Origin of the sequence: Phenylobacterium sp., assembly GCF_041691455.1 — a bacterium.
Lineage (GTDB): Bacteria > Pseudomonadota > Alphaproteobacteria > Caulobacterales > Caulobacteraceae > Phenylobacterium.
This window is the reverse complement of sequence record NZ_JBEPUO010000013.1, coordinates 62583-81675: the sequence shown is the minus strand read 5'-3', so window position 1 is coordinate 81675 and position 19093 is coordinate 62583. Positions and strand designations below refer to the sequence as shown.

General features: G+C 69.9%; 19 protein-coding genes. 9 read left to right on the top strand and 10 right to left on the bottom strand.

Annotated elements, in window-relative coordinates; translation table 11 throughout:
- Positions 1-99: 99 nt before the first annotated feature.
- A complete protein-coding gene (locus tag ACESMY_RS15455; RefSeq protein WP_372785508.1) occupies positions 100-1929 on the top strand; it encodes a flavin-containing monooxygenase in 1830 nt (609 codons plus the stop codon).
- Here ACESMY_RS15455 and ACESMY_RS15450 read toward each other — a convergent pair.
- The 8 genes from ACESMY_RS15450 to ACESMY_RS15415 form a co-directional block, all read right to left on the bottom strand.
- Positions 1926-2960: a hypothetical protein gene (locus ACESMY_RS15450; protein ID WP_372785507.1), complete on the bottom strand. Its 1035-nt coding sequence runs from the start codon at positions 2958-2960 to the stop codon at positions 1926-1928. The genes ACESMY_RS15455 and ACESMY_RS15450 overlap by 4 nt on opposite strands.
- Positions 2961-3018: 58 nt before the next feature.
- On the bottom strand, positions 3019-3777 hold the full coding sequence (locus ACESMY_RS15445) for a hypothetical protein (RefSeq protein ID WP_372785506.1): 759 nt from the start codon (positions 3775-3777) through the stop codon (positions 3019-3021).
- Positions 3778-3967: 190 nt separating this feature from the next.
- Positions 3968-4621 (bottom strand): PEPxxWA-CTERM sorting domain-containing protein, encoded by a 654-nt coding sequence (locus tag ACESMY_RS15440; RefSeq protein WP_372785505.1) that lies wholly within the window; start codon positions 4619-4621, stop codon positions 3968-3970.
- Positions 4622-4765: 144 nt separating this feature from the next.
- Complete coding sequence (locus tag ACESMY_RS15435) at positions 4766-5854, bottom strand: LuxR C-terminal-related transcriptional regulator (RefSeq protein WP_372785504.1); 1089 nt, start codon at positions 5852-5854, stop codon at positions 4766-4768.
- Between the two features lie 34 nt (positions 5855-5888).
- Positions 5889-6308 carry an MAPEG family protein gene (locus ACESMY_RS15430; protein ID WP_372785503.1) on the bottom strand — a complete coding sequence of 140 codons (420 nt, stop codon included), beginning with the start codon at positions 6306-6308 and terminating at the stop codon, positions 5889-5891.
- Positions 6309-6322: 14 nt separating this feature from the next.
- Positions 6323-7105 (bottom strand): SDR family NAD(P)-dependent oxidoreductase, encoded by a 783-nt coding sequence (locus tag ACESMY_RS15425; protein WP_372785502.1) that lies wholly within the window; start codon positions 7103-7105, stop codon positions 6323-6325.
- Positions 7102-7833, bottom strand: a complete 732-nt coding sequence (locus ACESMY_RS15420) for an SDR family NAD(P)-dependent oxidoreductase (protein ID WP_372785501.1) — start codon at positions 7831-7833, stop codon at positions 7102-7104. The genes ACESMY_RS15425 and ACESMY_RS15420 overlap by 4 nt, the downstream gene beginning before the upstream one ends.
- Positions 7834-7837: 4 nt before the next feature.
- On the bottom strand, positions 7838-8647 hold the full coding sequence (locus ACESMY_RS15415) for an enoyl-CoA hydratase/isomerase family protein (protein ID WP_372785500.1): 810 nt from the start codon (positions 8645-8647) through the stop codon (positions 7838-7840).
- Between the two features lie 122 nt (positions 8648-8769).
- On the opposite strand from ACESMY_RS15415, the gene ACESMY_RS15410 reads away from it, so the two are divergent.
- From ACESMY_RS15410 to ACESMY_RS15380, 7 genes are all read left to right on the top strand, one after another.
- Entirely contained in the window at positions 8770-9765 is a 996-nt protein-coding gene (locus ACESMY_RS15410; RefSeq protein ID WP_372785499.1) for an alpha/beta fold hydrolase, read from the top strand.
- A gap of 1 nt (position 9766) precedes the next feature.
- A complete protein-coding gene (locus tag ACESMY_RS15405; protein WP_372785498.1) occupies positions 9767-10564 on the top strand; it encodes an enoyl-CoA hydratase/isomerase family protein in 798 nt (265 codons plus the stop codon).
- A gap of 2 nt (positions 10565-10566) precedes the next feature.
- A complete protein-coding gene (locus ACESMY_RS15400; RefSeq protein ID WP_372785497.1) occupies positions 10567-11226 on the top strand; it encodes a glutathione S-transferase family protein in 660 nt (219 codons plus the stop codon).
- 10 nt (positions 11227-11236) lie between these two features.
- Positions 11237-12028 carry a glutathione S-transferase family protein gene (locus ACESMY_RS15395; protein ID WP_372785496.1) on the top strand — a complete coding sequence of 264 codons (792 nt, stop codon included), beginning with the start codon at positions 11237-11239 and terminating at the stop codon, positions 12026-12028.
- Positions 12029-12114: 86 nt separating this feature from the next.
- Entirely contained in the window at positions 12115-13962 is a 1848-nt protein-coding gene (locus tag ACESMY_RS15390) for an AMP-binding protein (RefSeq protein WP_372785495.1), read from the top strand.
- Between the two features lie 3 nt (positions 13963-13965).
- Positions 13966-14874 (top strand): glutathione S-transferase family protein, encoded by a 909-nt coding sequence (locus ACESMY_RS15385; RefSeq protein ID WP_372785494.1) that lies wholly within the window; start codon positions 13966-13968, stop codon positions 14872-14874.
- 17 nt (positions 14875-14891) lie between these two features.
- Positions 14892-15707, top strand: coding sequence for a crotonase/enoyl-CoA hydratase family protein (locus ACESMY_RS15380; RefSeq protein WP_372785493.1), 816 nt, complete (start codon positions 14892-14894; stop codon positions 15705-15707).
- A gap of 9 nt (positions 15708-15716) precedes the next feature.
- On the opposite strand, the gene ACESMY_RS15375 is transcribed toward ACESMY_RS15380, so the two are convergent.
- Positions 15717-15977, bottom strand: a complete 261-nt coding sequence (locus tag ACESMY_RS15375; protein ID WP_372785492.1) for a hypothetical protein — start codon at positions 15975-15977, stop codon at positions 15717-15719.
- Positions 15978-16181: 204 nt separating this feature from the next.
- Positions 16182-16943 carry an SDR family oxidoreductase gene (locus tag ACESMY_RS15370; RefSeq protein WP_372785491.1) on the bottom strand — a complete coding sequence of 254 codons (762 nt, stop codon included), beginning with the start codon at positions 16941-16943 and terminating at the stop codon, positions 16182-16184.
- A 61-nt stretch (positions 16944-17004) separates the two neighbouring features.
- Between ACESMY_RS15370 and ACESMY_RS15365 the strand changes: the two genes are divergently transcribed.
- Positions 17005-19017, top strand: coding sequence for a TonB-dependent receptor (locus tag ACESMY_RS15365; protein WP_372785490.1), 2013 nt, complete (start codon positions 17005-17007; stop codon positions 19015-19017).
- Positions 19018-19093: the final 76 nt, after the last annotated feature.

Here is a 19093-nt window from a genome sequence, read left to right as displayed (position 1 = left end):
TCAAATTCGTAAGAGCGGTATGGTGGGCGCGAATGTCGCCTTGATTGTCGTGGCGTCACCTCTAGCTTGATAGGCGAAACGCCGAGGGGACCCGACGCCATGACCGACACGCTCGCACCCATGGAGACCGCTAGCACGACCGCCGACGGCCTCGGCTTCGATCCCGAAGCGCTGCGCGAGAAGTATCGCCAGGAGCGCGACAAGCGCCTGCGCGGCGACGGCAACGCCCAATACCGCGAGATCGCCGGCGACTTCGTCCACTACCTGGAGGACCCCTACGTCGCGCCGGGCTTCAGCCGCGCGGCCCTGACCGACGAGGTCGAGGTGGTGGTGGTCGGCGGCGGGTTCGGCGGCCAGCTGGCGGCCGCCCGGCTGCGCGAGGCCGGCGTCTCGGATATCCGGATCATCGAGAAGGGCGGCGACTTCGGCGGCACCTGGTATTGGAACCGCTACCCGGGCGCGGCCTGCGACATCGAGAGCTACATCTACCTGCCGCTCCTGGAGGAGCTGGGCTACGTGCCGGTGGAGAAGTACTCCCGCGCCCCGGAGATCCTGGCCCACAGCCGCGCTATCGGCGAGCATTTCGACCTCTACAGGGGCGCGCTCTTCCAGACCGAAGTGACCAAGATGTCGTGGGACGAGGCGTCCGCGCGCTGGATCGTCGAGACCAACCGCGGCGATGCGCTGAAGGCGCGGTTCGTGGTGATGGCCAACGGCCCGCTGCACCGGCCGAAGCTGCCAGGCATCCCGGGGCTTGAGACCTTCAAGGGTCATTCGTTCCACACCAGCCGGTGGGACTACGACTATACCGGCGGGACCAACGAGGGCGGCCTGACAGGCCTGGCCGGCAAGCGGGTCGGCGTGATCGGCACCGGCGCGACCGCGGTCCAGTGCGTGCCGCACCTGGGCGAAGGCGCCGGCGAGCTCTTCGTCTTCCAGCGGACGCCCTCGTCGATCGACGTGCGCGCCAACCGCCCGACCGATCCTGAGTGGGCCAAGAGCCTCGACGCCGGCTGGCAGCAGCGGCGGATGGACAATTTCAATATCCTGCTCTCCGGCGGTTTCCAGGAAGAGGACCTGGTCAACGACGGCTGGACCGACATCATCGGCAACATCCTGCTACTCGCCCGCAAGAAGATCGCCGCGGGCGAGGTGGTGGAGGATCCGGCCGCGCTCATGCAGCTCGCCGACTTCAAGAAGATGGAGCAGGTGCGCGCACGGGTGGACCAGACCGTCCAGGACCCCGCCACGGCCGAGGCGCTGAAGCCCTACTACAACCAGTTCTGCAAGCGTCCGTGCTTCCACGACGACTATCTGGCCGCCTTCAACCGCCCGAACGTCCATCTGGTCGACACGCAAGGGCGCGGCGTGGAGCGGATCACCGAGAAGGGGATCGTGGCCAACGGCGTCGAGTACGAGCTCGACTGCATCATCTACGCCACGGGTTTCGAGGTCGGCACGGCTTTCACCCAGCGCTCAGGCTACGAGCTTCACGGTCGGGAGGGCCTGACCCTTACGGAGAAGTGGAAGGACGGGGTCTCCACCCTGCATGGCCTGCACAGCCGCGGCTTCCCCAACGTCTTCATCATCTCCAACACGCAGTCGGGGTTCACGGCGAACTTCCCGCACATGATCAACGAGCAGTCCAAGCACGTCGCCTATCTGCTGAAACACGCCGCCGACCATCAGGTGCGGGTGATCGAGGCCTCGCAAGAGGCCGAGGATGCCTGGGTGCAGACGATCATCGACCTCTCCATCATGCGGCAGAAGTTCCTCGAGGAATGCACGCCCGGCTACTACAACAACGAGGGCAATGTGCAGGCGATGAGCTCGCGCAACGGCTCCTACGGCGCGGGGCCGGTGGCCTTCGTCAAGGTGCTGGAGGACTGGCGGGCGGAGGGGAGCCTGGCGGGGCTGGAGCTCAGCTAGCCGCCGCTGACGTCCACCGCCTCGATCTTGGTTCCGTCATGGTCGGCCTTGCGGGCGCCGGCCAGGATGCCGGGGAGCGCATAGTTGCCCTCGTGGCAGGCGTATTCGTAGACCGGGCCCTTGGTGGCGTTGAGCGGCATCTCGGCCTTCCAGACCTGGCTGTAGGTCGCCGGGTCGTCGACCTCGAAGCGATAGAGGATCTGGGTCGGCGAGGCCCGGGTGAACCGCTCGGTCACCTTGGCGTGGGACGACAGCAGGATCGAGTTGCTGAAATAGGGCCTGAGGCTCTCGCCCGGATTGAAGTTGGTGGTCTCGACCACCAGGGTGTCGCCCTCCCACCAGCCGACGCTGTCGCCCATCCAGGGTCGGATGTAGTCCGGCAGGTGCTTGCGGTCGGTGAGCCGGACGATGCGCGCGTCGTGGTTCATCTCCACCAGGATGGCGACGGAGTCCTTGGACTGCACGATCTGGTAGTTGTTGTTGTAGAGCACGTTCAGCATCGGCGGGCCGGCCGTGGAGCCGAAGCCCAGGATGCAGCGCTCACCGAGCGGACGGTTCTCCGGCCCATCCCAGCTGTTCCGCGCTTTGCGCAGCGCCTCGACATAGGCCGCGTGGCCGGCCGTCGAATAGGGCAGTTGGCCGTTCGCCGGCTCGACGATCCAGGAGGTGCGCACCTGGCCGCCGATGCGGCCGAGACTGACGCCGGGGTCGGTCCAGGAGGCGTTGTAGCCGCCGGGATCGGCGCCGGCGGGCGGGGCCCCGGAGTTGGGATCGGTCGGCCGGTCCTGGGTCGCGCGAGCCGCGGCGCGGCGCTTTTCCAGGGCCGCGGCCTCGGCCTCCGTCAGGGTCAGCGATTTGAACATCGCCGGCCGCTGCAGGCTGGTCAGGGACGCGTTGGTCCAGACGCCCTGCAGGTCGGGCTGTCCGAAGCCGTTCCTCGGCGGCTGGTAGCCGGCAGCGTGGGCCGTGGCGGCGGCGGCCAGGAGGCCGGCGAAGGCCAGGCGGGTGAGGGGTCGGGCGAGGCGGGTCATGGGCCGGGATAGTTCGCGCCTGCGGCTCGGCTTGCAAGCGCCCTTATCGTGGCCGCCGTCAGTGCGGCGGGTCCTGGGTGGCGAGGGCGTTCAGCTCGGCGATGCGTCGGCGGTAGACGCTGGACAGGTCGGCCGTCGAGCGGTCGGCGGCCACCTCGCTGAGGATCAGCCAGTCCTCCTGCGAGGCGCGCAGGGACTTCTGTGGCGCGCCGGAGTCCAGAGCGTGCTGATAGGCGTGGCGCATCTCCAGATCGGCGGCGGCGAGCTCGGGATTGGTACAGACCGCGTAGTCCGCGCGGCTGCCGGTCGCGCTGCAGCCGCGGGCCGGACGGGCGGGCGCGGCCTTGGGCGTCGGCCCGTCAGCGCGCGCCAGGCGCAGCGGGGCCGCCTGCGGTTGGGCAGGTGCGGGGGTCGCCGGCGCGGCGGCCGGCTCCAGCATGGCGGCGAGCTGCGGGATCATGGCGGCGGAGGGATGGGGCAGGGCCGCGGCGCGCGGCGGCGGCGCGGTCGGGGCGAGCGTCGCCTCGAAGGCGACCTGGGTCGGGGCCGCCGGGGTTGCCTTACGGGCGTGCAGCATCAGGGTCCCGGTGACGCCGATGGCGACGCCGAGCGCCAGCACGCCGGCCAGGACCACCAGGCCGAACCAACTGAGGCCGCCGGAGTCCTCGGCCTCGTCCGCCTCGTCATCGAGATCGTCGGTCGCGCGCCACTGCGGCGCGGGCCGGGGCTTGATCGCCCTGACGGCCCTGGGCCGCAGGTGGCGAGGGAGTTCCCCCTCGTAGACCATGTAGGGTTGATCGAAATCCTGCGTCGTCATGACCAGACCGTCCCCGCCAGCCCGAGTTCCGGGATACGGAACTGGCGCAGCCGGATCGATCATGAGATCGCCGGCTGCAAATCAGTTTCGCGTCCGCCGGCTATTGTCGACACAGAATATGGAAAACGTCAAAGTCTTGTTATGGTTAACAAATCCCTAATATTAAAGGTGGGTCTTCTTCGGTCAAATCTTAACTAATCTTAACGGTTTGACGCGCGCCGCGCGAGTGCCGAAGCATCCCGCCCACGGCGCCGAAGCCCAGGATCATCAGCCCCCAGCTGGCGGGCTCAGGGACGCCCGGAAGGTGTGGAGGCTCAAGAACGGCGTCCGAGCCGATGAGGGTCACGGAGCCGCCCGGAAGCCAGTCCCAGGACCCACCGCCGAAGCCGGTGGACGAGGTGGCGAGCAGCTTCAGGTGGAAGCTGTTGGGGTCCTGGCCGCCGGCGATTTGCGCAGCGATAGCCGCGAAGTTCGTCACGACGTCGAAATGGTGGTGGATGTCGCCGCAGGGCTCCACGCAGGTGGCGACGAAGTCGTAGGCGCCGACGACGACGTCATTGATCAGGATATTGAAGGTGCTGTCGATCCCGGCAGTGACGTGGTCGGACATGTCGAAATGCCAGACCGCCGACGTCACCGAGGTCAGCCCCGTGTTCAAGGCCCATTGCGTCAGATGGTCCCCGCTGCTGGAAAGAAACCCGCCGCCGCCGCCATTGAGCGGTATGCCGTTGTTGATAGTGGAACCTGGACTTGGAAAGTCGACGACGACGGACGCCGCCGACGCGGACGTGCAGTAGGTCGCGCAGGCGATGCTCAGCGCCGCGAAGGTCTTGAGGAATTTCATCTCGGGTATCCTGGAATGGGTGACGGCGGGATGTTGTGACCCACCTCATGACGCCGGAGCGCTTGCTGGCCGGCCTCATCGGCCATCGCGGGGCCGCCGACATCCCCTGATGAGGGGAGATTTGGTTCGGAGGAGCGCTGGGCCTCAGCCGCTGAGGGCGTCCACGATGTCGTCACGGCCGCCGACGCCCAGCTTCTGGCCGAGATTGCGCACGTGGGTCACCACGGTGCTTGGCCCGAGGTTCATCCGTTCGGCGATCTGGGGATAGGAGAGCCCGGTGCTGAGCATCTGGGCGACATCCTGCTCGCGAGGCGTCAGCGCCTGGAAGACCTGCGAGCGCAGCATCTTCACGCCGATCGGCAAGCGCTTCTCGATCTGTACCCCGATCGCGCGCACCCCATCGTCGGCGCTCGCGTCCAAGGCGTAGGCGCGCACGACGAAGCGGCCGTAGGTCGTGACCGTCTCGAGCCGGGCCGGCGCGGCCTGAACGCCGGCCACGGCGTCGGCGACGCGCGCCGCCAACTGCAGGAGCATAGGCCTGGCCCATGTATTGGCCCGGTCGCGCATGAGGCTGAGATCGGCGGGCAGGCCGGCCGCCCCCTGCAGCAGGCGCCAGGCGCCCGGGCTCGCGTGAACAATCCGGCCCTGGGGGTCGGCGACCAGGAAGGCGGTGGCGTCCTCGACGTCCTGCGCCGGCCAGGCGAGCGGCGGGTCGTCGCGCCTCAGCGCCTGGACGATGTAGGGGCGAGCCAGCCTCAGGCGGCGCATCTCCTCGTCGCTGAAGTTCGCCATGCCGGGCGGGCGGCCAAGCCCGAGGTTGCCGATCGGCCTTGGGCCGTCGAACAGCGCCAGTCCTGCGATCCAGTGGTGCCGCCAGGGGCGAAAGACCTCGTCGTAGATCTCGGTTTCCTGGAAGTCGGCGGTGAAGTCGCTGACCCTGACCACGCCGGCGGCGGGGTTGCGCTGCATCTCGACCTGCGCCGGGTAGAACCTGGCCTCGTCGGCGTTGAACCACCGGGTGATGTAACGGGCCGAGATGTCGGGGTCGTTGTCGACGCTCAGATAGGAGTCGATCGGTTGATAGTCCGGCCCGAGCCAAAGCATGGACGCCGTATCGAAGGGCGCGAGATCGGCCAGCAGGCCGACGAATTCCGGAAAGGCCAGCCGGCTTGTCAGCCCGAACGCGGCCAGGCGGCGCAAGGCGGCCATCGCATTGAGCGGTCGGCTCGGCATCCTATTCCACCCCGCCCGGAGAGGACGCGGCCCCCTAGAACACCGCCATCGCGGCTCGGATCGCCAGGATCAGTAACACGACGGAGGCGACCATGAAGATCGAGAACCGCAGCATGATCACATTGGTCGTGGCCTGCACGAGGCTATGGAGGACCCGCAGGCCCACGTAGCCCCAGGCGAGCCAGGCATTGAGCCCCGCGCCCTGGCCCAGCACCGCCAGCGCCAAGGCCGTGGCGTAGAAGATCGTCGGCTGCTCCATCAGGTGATTGTAGTTGTCGGCCTTCCAGCGGACGTCCGCCGGGAGAGCGCCGTCGAAGTCGGATTTCGAGGCCTGCGGGTCCAGCGGCACCTTCAGCCGGTTCACCGCCGGAATGCGGGTGGCGTAGAGCCAGGCCCACATGACGAAGGACCAGAGCACAAGCGCGATGACGGGCGCGAGGATGGGGCTGGGCATGACGGTCTCCGGATCTAGGCGTTGCGGGCCATCAGCCCGCCGTCGACGGGGATCGTCGCGCCGGTGATGTAGGAGGCGGCCGGCAGGCAGAGGCTGAGCGTGATGTGCGCCACCTCGTCCGGGCGGCCGTAGCGGCCGAGCGCAGTTCGGCGCTTGGCGAAGGTCTGCCGGTCGGCCTCGGGGATGGCCTCGGTCATGCCGGTGAGGATCGGGCCCGGACAGATGCAGTTGACGGTGATCCCCTCGCGGCCGAGCTCGACGGCGAGCGCGCGGGTGAGGCCGGTGACCCCGGCCTTGGCCGCGGCGTAGGTCGAGTCCCGGGCCGTGGCGCCCAGCGCCTCCGTCGAGGCGATATTGACGATGCGCGGGGCGGCGGACTTGCGGAGCCAGGGCAGGGCGGCGCGGATGATCCGTTGGTGGGAGGTGAGCATGACGGCGACGGAGCGGTCCCAGATCGCCTCATAGTTGGCCGCGTCGATGGCCGCGAAGCCGCCGACGCCGGCGTTGTTGATCACGATGTCGATCCCGCCGAACCGTTCAGCCGCCTGGGCGACCACGGTCTTGATGGCCTCGGCGTCGGCCACGTCGAGCGTCCAGGCCTCGGCGCTGAGGCCGCGGTGGACCAGGTCGTCGGCGACCTCGCTCACACTTTCCGCGGCGATGTCGGTGAGCGCCACGTGCGCGCCTTCGGCCGCGAACACCTCCGCGGTGGCGCGGCCCATGCCGCTGGCCGCCCCGGTGATCAGGACCGTGGAGCCGGCGACGGAGCGGCCATTTGCCGTCTTTGGGGCGGTCATAGGCTCAGGCCTCCGTCGACGATCAGGGTCTGGCCGACCACATAGGCCGCCAGCGGCGAGGCGAGGAAGAGCGCCGCGCCGGCCATGTCCTGCGGCGTGCCCATCCGGCCGAGCGGGATCGACCGCAGCGCGCCTTCGCGGCGCTCCGGATGCTCGGTGGTGACCTTGGTGAGCTTGGTGTCGACGAGGCCAGGGGCCAGGCCTACCACCCGGATGCCGTCGCGCGCCCAGGCCTCGCCCAGGGTCTTGGTCAGGCTGATTGCGCCGGCCTTGGACGCCGCATAGGCCGGGTTGCCGCGGTTGGAGGTGTAGCCGGAGACCGAGCTGACGATGACGATCACGCCGCGGCGGGCCGCCAGCGCATCATGGAATTTCATGGCGCAGGCCATCAGGCTGTCGAGGTTGACCGCCATCACCCGGTCCCAGCCATCGGGCTGGAACTCTCCGCGCCGATAGACGACCGTGCCCTGGCATAGGATCAGCACGTCGAGCGCATCGGGACCGGAGGCGGCTTCGACCTGGGCGCGGTCGCCGACATCGACCTGCTGATAGGCGAGGCCGTTCAGGTCCGAGCCCTCCACCCCGTCGTAGTCGGCGGCGCCGGCCCGCGTGCCCCAGACGTGGACCGCCGCGCCGCGCTCGAGGAAGCCGTGGGCGATCCCGTTGCCGATGCCGCTGGAGCCGCCGACCACCAGCACGGCCTTGCCGTTGAAATCGAGCTCGTTCATCGCCTCAGCGTCCCCTGAAGACCGGCGCGCGCTTCTCCAGGAAGCTCGCCACGCCCTCCCGATGGTCTTCGGTGCGCATCAGCTCACGGATCGCGCCCATGGCCCAGGCGCCGATCTCGCGCGGGTCGCCATAGGCCGTGCGGTTCAGCCCTTCCTTCAGGCGCTGGACCGCCAGCGGCGGGTTGGCGGCGATGCGGCCGGCGAGCGCCAGCGCGCGGGGCATGAGCTCGGCGTGGGCGACCACCTCGCTGACCAGGCCGATGCGCAGGGCCTCGGCGGCGTCGATGACATCGCCGGTGAACAGCAATTCGGCGGCCTTGGCGGGTCCGACGACGGCCGGCAGCCGGTAGAAGCCGCCGACGTCGCAGGGCAGGCCGCGCTTGACGAAAAGCTCTGCGAATTTCGCGGCTTCCGACGCGATCCTGATATCCGCGAAGAGCGCCAGCTCCATCCCCCAGCCGACGGCCGCGCCGTTCACCGCGGCGATCACCGGCTTCGTGCACTCGAGCGCGGCCATGGCGGCGGGCGTGGCGGTCGGGGCCGCGGCCGGCGTGGCCGAGACCCGCTTGGGTCCGGCCATGATCTCGCCGACGTCGTCGCCGGAGCAGAAGGCGGGATCGGCGCCGGTCACCACCACGCAGCGGACCTCCGGGTCGGCGGACGCCGCGCGGAAGGCGGCCTCGAGCTGGTCGTAGGCCCGGTAGTTGAGCGCGTTGCGGCGATGCGGGCGGTCGAGCGTGATGATCGCTACGTGGCCGTCCATGACGCTGGTCACGCCGTCCGCGCCCTTGGCGGCCTCGACGGTCGTATTCATTCGCCGTCCTCCCCGGCTCGATGCTCGCACGCGGGCGGATCAGGTCAACGCTGACGTGGCGACACCCTTGCCACCGCCGCGCCCAGCGGGGAGCATGGCCGGCATAGGGAGACAGAGGCGAAATGCCCGAATTCATGACCCCCCAGTTCAGGACCCCCCGATTCAGGACCATCGACGCCGGCGCGGCCCAGATCCGCGTGGCGGTGGAGGGCCAGGGCCCGCTGGTGGTCCTGGTGCACGGCTTCCCGGAGAGCTGGTTCTCCTGGCGCCACCAGCTTGAGCCGATCGCCAAGGCCGGGTTCACCGCCGCGGCCATCGACGTGCGCGGCTATGGCGGCTCGGACAAGCCGGGCGAGGTCGCCGCCTACGACATGGAGAGCCTGACGGCGGATGTGGCGGGCGTGGCCAAGGCCCTGCAGCCGGACGCGCCGGCGATCCTCATCGGCCACGACTGGGGCGCGCCGATCGTCTGGAATTCCGCGCTTTCGCGACCCGAGGCGTTCAGCGCGGTCGCCGGCCTTTCGGTGCCGTTCAGCGGCGTGCCGAACCGGCCGTTCAGCGAGATCTTCACCGAGGCCTTCACCTCCAAAGGCCACTTCTTCTACCAGGCGTGGTTCCAGGACGTCGGGCCGCCCGAGGCGGAGGCCGAGGCCGATGTGCGGGGGTTCCTGCGCAAGTTCTACTACGGCATCTGCGGCGACGCGCCGGACGGGACCTGGCCGCAGAAGAAGCACGGCGCGACGCTTTTGGAGGGCATGGTGGACCCGGAGGTCTTCCCCGCCTGGCTGACACCGGAGGACCTCGACTATTACGTCGACGAATTCACCGCCTCGGGTTTCTTCGGCCCGATCAGCCGCTACCGGAACCACGAGCGGGATTTCGCGTGGTTGCAGCAATTCCGCGGCCGCAAGCTCGACATGCCGACCCTGCTGGTCGGCGGCGACCGCGATCCGGCGTTCAACGGCTTCGGCCGCATCGCTGACCCGGGCGCCATGATGCGCGAGCACGTCAGCGACCTGCGCGGCGTCCACGTCCTGCCCGGCTGCGGCCACTGGACCCAGCAGGAGCGGCCGGCGGAGGTGAACGCGATCCTGGTCCCCTGGCTGAAGGGCCTCTGACATGGCCGACCTGGAATTGCGCCAGGAGGGCGAGGTGGCCTGGGCGACCATGAACCGGCCGGCGCGCCTCAATGCGCTGAGCCGCGGCCTGGTCGCCGAGCTTCGCGAGTTCTTCGTCGGCCTCTACTGGCGGCGAGATGTGCGGGTGGTGGTGCTGCAGGGCGCGGGCGACAACTTCTGCGCCGGCCTCGACCTGAAGGAGCGGGGCGATCCGCAAGGCTCGCGGTCGATCGGCGCGGGCCTCACCCGCCAGCGGGAGATCAGCGAGATCGTCATCGCCATGCGCCGCTGTCCGCAGCCGATCATCGCCTGCGTGAACGGCGCGGCGGCCGGCGGCGGCTTCGCCCTGGCGCTGGCGTCCGACGTGCGGATCGCCACGCCCAGCGCCCGGATGAACGCCGCCTTCATCCGCATCGGCCTCTCCGCCTGCGATATCGGGGTGAGCTATTTCCTGCCGCGCATGGTGGGTTCCTCGGTGGCCGCCGAATACATGCTGACCGGCCGCTTCATCGGCGCCGAGCGGGCCTATCAGCTCGGCCTGGTCAGCCGGATCGTGGCGAAGGACGCGATGCAGGCCGAGGCGCAAGGGTTCGTGGACGACATGCTGCATGCGACGCCCTTGGGCCTGCGGCTCACCAAGGAGGCGCTGAACCACGCCATCGACGCCCAGGGGCTGGAGGCTGTGATCGCCATGGAGGACCGCAACCAGATCCTGGCCAGCTCCGACGGCGACTTCCAGGAGGGGGTCTCGGCCTTCCTGGAGAAGCGGGCCCCGAACTACGCCAAGCGGGAGGGGTGAGGGTGATCCGGCTCTACCACTGCACCGACGCGCGGTCGTTCCGGCCGCTCTGGGCGCTGGAGGAGCTGGGCCTCGACTACGAGCTGACGGTGATGCCGTTCCCGCCGCGCTATCGGGCCAAGGACTACATGGCGGTCAATCCGCTCGGCACGATCCCGGCGCTGGTCGACGGCGAGACCTTCATGACGGAATCCGCCGCCATCGTGCAGTACCTGGTGACCCGCCATGGCCCGAGCCCGCTGGCCGTGGACGCAAGCGATCCGGCCTATGGCGCGTGGCTCAACTGGTTGCATTTCGGCGAAGCGACCCTGACCTTCCCGCAGACCCTGGTGCTGCGTTACCGCCGCTTCGAGCCGGGCAAGGCCGAGGTGGTGGCCGACGACTACGCCAAATGGTTCCTGGCGCGGCTGAAGGCCGTCGACCGGGCGCTGCAGGCCACTGCGCCGCCAGAGGGGGATTGGCTCTGCGCCGGTCGGTTCACCGCGGCGGATATCTCGGTGGGCTATGCGCTGCTGCTCGCCGCCCAGCTCGGCCTCGACGCCGAGTTCACGCCCGCGATCGCCGCCTACTGGGCCCGGCTACAAGCCCGGCCCGGCTTCCAGGCCGCCAAGGCTTCCCAGATCCGTCACGCCCCGGCGGGCGCGGAGCTGTCGCCGATATGAGGACCGCCCGATGATCACCCTCTACGACCACCCGCTGTCGCCCTACGGCCAGAAGGTGAAGATCGCGCTGCGCGAAAAGGGCGTGGCCTTCGAGACGGTGTCGCCGGGCGGCCTGGGCGCGGGTGGCGCGGCCGGCGAATTCGCCGAGGCCAATCCGCGCGCCGAGGTGCCGACCCTGATCGACGGCGATGTCCGGGTGTTCGATTCCACGGTGATCCTCGAATACCTGGAGGACGCCCACCCGACGCCCGCCATGCTCCCGAAATCCGCCGCCGACCGCGCCCGGGTGCGGATGATCGAGGAGGTGATGGACACCCACTTCGAGCCGATCAACTGGGGCCTTTCGGAGTTGCGCTGGTTCAAGCGCGCGGAGGGCGAGCAGGCTCAGGCGATCGAGGCGGCCGCGGCCCGCCAGCTCGCCGGCTTCTTCACCTGGCTGGAGCGCCAGCTGGGTGGCCGCGAGTGGTTCAACGGCGAGGCTTTCGGCTGGGGCGACCTGGCGGTGGTCCCGTTCCTCAACGGCTCGGCCGGGCAGGGGCATCCGCCGCCGGAAGGCTCAAAACTGGCCACCTGGCTGGCCCGCGCCAACGCCCGGCCCTCGGTCGCCGACACCGTCGCCGAGATCGCCGCCATGGCCCGCGGGGCGGGCATGCCGAATGTCGCGGAGTTGGTGGAGAAGGGCCTCTTCAAGCGCGAGTACCGCGACCATCGCCTGGAGTGGATGATCAAGTCCGGCGGCGTCGAGGTCGTGCTCAAGGGCCTGGAGCGGAACAACATCCGCTTCTCGCCGGAGTTCAGTTGAGCGCCAGGGTGACGTCGGGGCGCGCTTGCTCCTGGACGGCGTTGGCCTAGGGTTTTGGACAACAACAATAGGGGAGGAGGCTCACAATGAGCCCCGCTGACGATCTTGCCGCCGTGGCCGCCGCGCCGCCGCCGTTCAAACCGCTGCCGCAGAAGGCGCCGGACGTCACCATCGAGAAGACGGCGGACGGGACCTACTATGTCCGGTCCAACCATCCGCCTGGGGAGGGCCCGCGCTCGATCGCCCATCTGCTGGCCGAGCGCGCCGCGGCCCATCCCGACCGGCCCTACATCCTGCAGCGCTCGCCCGGCCACGGGCCCTGGGGCGGGGTCACCTATGGCGAGGCCAAGCGGGCCGCCGACGGTGTCGCCCAGTGGCTGCTGGACCGCGGCTTCACGGGCGCCGACAGCGTCATGGTGCTGTCGGCCAATTCGGTGGAGCACGCGCTGGTCATGCTGGGCTGCTACACGGCCGGCGTGCCGATCGCCCCGATCAGCCCGGCCTACAGCCTGATCTCGTCGGACCACGCCAAGCTGAAGCACTGCTTCGCAACGGTTAAACCGCGGGCGGTGTTCGCCCAGTCGAGCGCCATGTTCGCCCGGGCTTTCGAAACGCTGAGGGCGCTGGATCCGTCCCTGACCTTCGTTTCGGTGGACGGCGAGAACGGCACGACCGCGCTCTCCGAACTGACCTCGACCGCATCGACGGCCGACGTCGAAACCGCGCGCGAGCGGATCGGCCATGCGACGGTCGCCAAGTACCTGTTCACCTCCGGCTCGACCGGCATGCCCAAGGGCGTGCCCCAGACGCACGGCATGTTCGCGGGTGTCATCGCCGGCGGGGAGGGCCTGCGCGACGAGCCGGCCGACCCGAACCTTGTGCCGCAAAGCCTGGAATGGATGCCCTGGAGCCACATCTCGGCCGGCAACATCGGCTTCAACGGCGTGCTGTGGGCCGGAGGCACCCTGCACCTCGACGAGGGCAAGCCGATCGCCGGGATGTTCGAGACCACGATCAAGAACCTGACCGAGATCTCGCCGATGGGGTTCGGCTCGGCGCCGGTGGCCTTCGGCATGCTGGCCGAGGCCATGGAGGCCGACCCGGTGCTGCGCCGCAGCTTCTTCAAGAACCTGCGCAGCATGGGCTATGGTGGCGCGACGCTTTCAACAGATGTCTCAGCACGTATGCAGGCCTTAGCGATCGCCGAGACCGGCTACCGCATCCCGCTGGTCACCATGTACGGGGCCACTGAGACGCAAGGGATCACGGTCGTCCACTGGATCACCGAGCGGGTGGGGCTGATCGGCCTGCCGCTGCCGGGGATCACGCTGAAGCTGGTTCCCAACGGCACGAAGCTGGAGGTCCGCGTGAAGGGCCCGACCGTGACGAGCGGCTACCACAACGATCCGGAAAAGACGGCGGCGGCCTTCGACGAGGAGGGCTTCTACAAGCTGGGTGACGCCTGCCGGTTCTTGGACCCGGACGATCCGAGCCAGGGCCTGGTGTTCGATGGCCGCGTGACCGAGGACTTCAAGCTCGATAGCGGCACCTGGGTCTCGGTCGGGACGCTCAGGCCCGACATCGTGGCCGCCTGCAGCCCCTATGTGCTCGACGTGGTGGTGGCCGGCCAGGACAAGCCCTTCGCCGGCGCGCTGATCTGGCCCTCGCCGGCCGCCATGGCGGGCCTCGGAGAGGCCGCGCCCGCCAAGCTCGAGGCGATCCTTCGCGAGCGGCTTGCGGCCTTCAACGCCACGGCCGGCGGCTCGTCGCGGCGCATCGGCCGCTTCGTGGTGCTGAAGGATCTGCCGTCCATCGACGCCGGCGAGATCACCGACAAGGGCTATGTGAACCAGCGCGCGGCGCTTGAGCGGCGCCATGCCGAGGCCGATGCGCTCTATGCCCAGCCGCCCGGCGCCGGCGTGGTGGAGCTCTAGCCCATGGCCGAAATCATCCTCCACCACTACGACACCTCGCCCTTCTCGGAGAAGGTGCGGGTCATGCTGGGCGTGAAGGGCCTCTCCTGGCGCTCGGTGATCCAGCCGGTGATCATGCCCAAGCCCGAACTGGTGCCGCTGACCGGCGGCTATCGGCGCATCCCGGTGCTGCAGATCGGCGCGGACGTCTATTGCGACACCCAGGTCATCCTGGCGGAGATCGAGGCGCGGCATAAGAAGCCCGCCGTGATCCGCGGGGCCGACTGGGCGGTCAACCTCTGGGCCGACCGGCTGTTCTTCCAGGCGACGGTGGCGGTGGTTTTCGGCGAAATCGGCGACGCCGTGCCGGCCGAGTTCATCGCCGACCGCGAGAAGCTTTCCGGGCGGGCGTTCGACATCGCGGTCATGAAGGCCGCTGCGGCGCCCATGAAGGCGCAATGGCGGGCGCAGGCCGGGTGGATCGAGCGGGGCTTGGCGAGCAACGATTTCCTCGGCGGATCAACGCCTTCGCTCGCTGACATCGCAGCTTACATGAATGTCTGGTGGCTGGGCCGCGCGGCGCCGGACACCGCTTCGACCCTGCTGGGCGGCCTGACCAAGACCCTGGGCTGGCGCGAGCGGATGAAGGCGCTCGGTCACGGGCGGCGCAGCGAGATGACCGGCGCGGAGGCCCTGCAGGCGGCCGCCGCCGAGACGCCCGCCAAACTGCCGCCGGCGGACCTCGCCGACCTTTCCGGCCTGGCGCCCGGCGCGGCGGTCACCGTGCGGGCCGACGACTACGGCCGCGACGCGATCGAGGGCCGGCTGGTGGCGCTGAACGCCGAGCGGATCACCATCGCCCGCGAGGATCGCGAGCTCGGCGTCACCCACGTGCATTTCCCCCGCGTCGGCTATCTGCTGGCCGCGGCTTGAGACCAATGGAGACTTCCATGAACGACCGCGTGACGGTGGACATCCAGGGCGGCGTCGCCGACGTGCGCCTGGTGCGCGCCGACAAGATGAATGCACTCGACGACGCCATGTTCTCGGCCCTCATCGAGACCGGCGAACGGCTGAAGACCGAGGCGGGTCTGCGCGCGGTGGTGCTGTCGGGCGAGGGCAGGGCCTTCTGCGCCGGGCTCGACATGGGCAGCTTCCAGGCCATGGCCTCGGGCGAGCGCACCCGCAACCGCGACACCACCTCCGCCCTGCTGACGCCCAAGCGCACTGAGGGCGGCTCGAACCGCGCCCAGCACGCCTGCATGGTGTGGCGCGAGATCCCCGTGCCGGTGATCGGGGCGGTGCACGGCGTGGCGTTCGGCGGCGGCTTTCAGCTCGCCCTGGGCTGCGACCTGCGGCTCGTGACCGCCGACGTGAAGCTGGCCGTGCTGGAGATCAAATGGGGCCTGATCCCGGACATGGCCGGCATGGTGCTGATGCGTGGCCTGGTGCGTGACGACGTGGCCCGCGAGCTCACCTACACCGGCCGCATCTTCGGCGGCGAGGAGGCGGTCGCCATGGGTCTGGCCACCCGCGTCTGCGCCGACCCGCGTGCCGATGCGCTGGCGCTGGCCGCCGAGATCGCCGGCAAGAATCCCGAGGCGATCCGAGCCGGCAAGCGTCTGCTCAACCTGATGGGCGAGGGCGACCAGCACGCCATCCTCCTCGCGGAGAGCAAAGAGCAGGGCGCGCTGATCGGCTCGGCCAACCAGGTCGAGGCCGTGATGGCGAATCTGCAGAAACGCGCCCCGCAGTTCGCCGACTAAGCCGCCGGATCAGCGCTGGGCGAGCTTGAGGCTCGGGTCGCTGGTCTGGGCGAAGGTGGCGCGGGTGGTCTGAGCGACGCAGGCGCGCAACTCGTCGGTGCGGAACGTCGCGCCGACGACCGCCTGGCCGCAGAGCTTGTAGGCGGCTTTGTTGACCTCCTCGCGCACCTGATCCGGCGACTTGCCGGCGGTGGAGACGCGGATGGATTGCGCGCTCGCGGGGAGGGCGATGAGGGCGGCCGCGGCCGCCAGGATGAGCATGCGGTTCATGGTTCTCGGTTCCGGATTGAGGTTGCTGCCAACCCCTTTCACGGCGTTCCCTTCGGCGGCGGCCGGATACTGACGTCAGCCTGTCGCCTGGGATGAGAATACCCGTGATACCGTACCGATCAATCGAAAATGTTGCGTTGCACCCAGATTCCGCTGCGATGCACAATCGCCGGGCGCATACCGCTCGAATGAACGGCGCCCGATTCAACCCCGGCCGATGAACGGCATCTCCGTCGCCATCACCGTCATGAACTGGACGTTGGCCTCCAGCGGCAGGCCGGCCATGTAGAGCACCGCGTCGGCGACCGCGGCCACATCCATCACCGGCTCGGCGGCGATCGAGCCGTCGGCCTGCATGACTCCCTTGCTCATCGCCTGCGTCATTTCGGTGCCGGCGTTGCCGATGTCGATCTGGCCGCAGGCGATGCCGTAGGCGCGGCCGTCCAGCGAGGTCGAGCGGGTGAGGCCGGTGATGGCGTGCTTGGTGGCGGTGTAGGCGATCGAGCGGGGCCTGGGGACGTGCGCGGAGATCGAGCCGTTGTTGACGATCCGGCCGCCGCGGGGGTCCTGGTCCTTCATCAGCCGGAACGCGGCCTGGGTGCAGAGGAAAGCGCCCGTCAGATTGATGTCCACGACCCGCTTCCAGTGCGCGACGGAGAGCTCCTCCAGGGGCACGGGCGGCGCGCCGGTCCCGGCGTTGTTGAACAGCAGGTCCAGGCGGCCGAAGCGGGCCTTGGTGGCCTCGAACAGGGCCGCGACCGAGGCCGGGTCGGCGACGTCGGTCGGATGGGGCAGGGCGCGACCCTCGGCCTCGCCCGCCAGGCCGGCGGTCTCGGCCAGGGCCTCGGCCCGGCGGCCGGCCAGCGCCACCGACCAGCCCGCCTTCAGTAGCGCCAGGGACACAGCCCGGCCGATACCGCTCCCCGCACCGGTGACAATGGCGACCTTGGCTGTTGCGCTCGGCATCGGCGCTGGATAGCGCTATCGCCCGCGAATGCCCAGCTTCGCACTCGCGAGGAATGCTCCCATGCCCGCCGCCCCGCCGCCCCCCACGCCCACCGTCGAAGTCGTGGTGGTCTATCCGCCGAGGCTGGCGCCGCTGGGCGGTGAGGCGGCCTTCAGCGCCGTGCAGATCGGCCCGGAGGTCCTGAAGCAGACGCCGAGGCTCGACCAGGCGCTGGAAAGCGCCCCGGGCGTCTCGCTCTTCCGCCGCACCACCTCGCTCTCCGCCAATCCGACCACCCAGGGCGTGTCGCTGCGGGCGATCGCCGGCTCCGGCGCGGGCCGGGCGCTGGTCACCCTCGACGGGGCGCCTGTGAACGATCCGTTCGGCGGCTGGGTGATCTGGACGGCGCTGCCCTCCGAGGGGTTGGACGGGGCGACCGTCGTGCGCGGCTCCGGCGCTGGCCCCTATGGCGCGGGCGCGCTCACCGGCGTCATCGCGCTGCAGGAACGCGGCGCGCGCGACGGCCTGGGCGCACTGGACGTCTCGGCCGGCGAGCGCAACACCTACCGCGCGGCGGTGTCCGGCGGCACGCAGAGCGTCCTGCTGACCGCGGCGGCGGAATCCACCGACGGCTATACGCCGGTGCGCGGCCGCATCGCCGGCGCGGCCGACCAGCCGCTTAAGCTACGCGACGAGAGCGCGGCCCTGCGGGTGCAGCACGATTTCGACGGGGTCCAGGCCGCCGCCCGGGTAGGGGCCTTCGAGGAGAAGCGCGGCGCGGGCCTGTTGGGCGCGGGATCGACCGCCAAGGGGACCTCGGCGACCCTGACGCTCGCCCAACCGGCGGCGAGCGGCGTCGGCGGCTGGCGCCTGCAGGCCTGGGCGCGCACCAGCGACCTGGTGAACACCTCCGTCGCGGTGGTGGCGGGCCGGGGTGCGACGACGCCGGCCAACAACGAATTCTCGACACCCGCCCACGGCTACGGCCTCAACGCCGCCCTGCAGGGCCAGTGGGGCGGCGCCTCCTGGGAGATGGGCGCCGACGCCCGCTGGGCGGACGGCACCGACCACGAGCAGTTCCGCGTCGTGAACGGCGCCTACACCATGGGGCGCGACGCCGGCGGCCAGACCTTTGTGGGCGGGGTCTATCTGGAAGGCGCTTACGACCAGGGGCCCTGGATCGTCACCGGCGGCGGGCGGCTGGACCACTGGAGCTCCGGCGACGCCCAGCGGCACGAGTTCGTGCTGGCGACGGGGGCCACGACGATCGACTCCTCCGCCCGGGACGCCTCCGGCACGGTCCCGACCGGCCGGATCGGCGTGAAATACACCCTGACGCCGGACGTCTGGCTGCGAGGCGCGGCCTACGCCGGCTTCCGGGCGCCGACGCTGAACGAACTCCACCGCCCGTTCCGGGTCGGCAACGACATCACAGAGGCCAATCCGCTGCTGACGCCGGAGAAGCTCTATGGGATCGAGGGCGGGATCGGCGGCGACACGCTCATCCACTGGCAGGCGACGCTGTTCTACAACCAGCTCAACGACCCGATCACCAACGTGACCCTGGGCGTCGGGCCGGGCGTGATCGCCGCCCTGCCCATCGCCGGCTTCATCCCGGCCGGCGGCACACTGCGCCAACGGCGGAACGCCGGCGAGATCGACGCCTGGGGCGTGGAGGGCGAGGCCTCGGGCGACGTCGCGACCGCGCTGACCTGGCGCACCGCCTTCGCCTACACCCACGCCCGGGTCGATGGCGGCTCCAGCGCCCCGCAGCTCACCGGCCTCAGGCCCGCGCAGACGCCGGAATGGACGGTCACCGGCGGCCTCGACTGGCGCGCGCTTGAGCAGCTCACCATCAGCGGCCAGATCCGCTACGTGAACACCCAGTTCGACGACGACCAGAACGTGCGGCGCCTGCCCCCCGGCGCCGAGCTCAACGCGCGCGCCGCCTGGAGCCTCGCGCCGGGCGAGGAGATCTATCTGGCGGTCGACAATCTGGCCGACGCCAAGATCTCGACCGGCAAGACGGCCGACTTCGTGGACAGCTATTCCGAGCCCCGCACCTTCCGGGTGGGCTTCTCCTACCGGCGCTAGGCCGGGGCCGCCGCGGCGGCTGCTGCCCTCCACAAATCCCACCCCAGGCGGCCGCGACGGCGTGGCCAATGGAAGA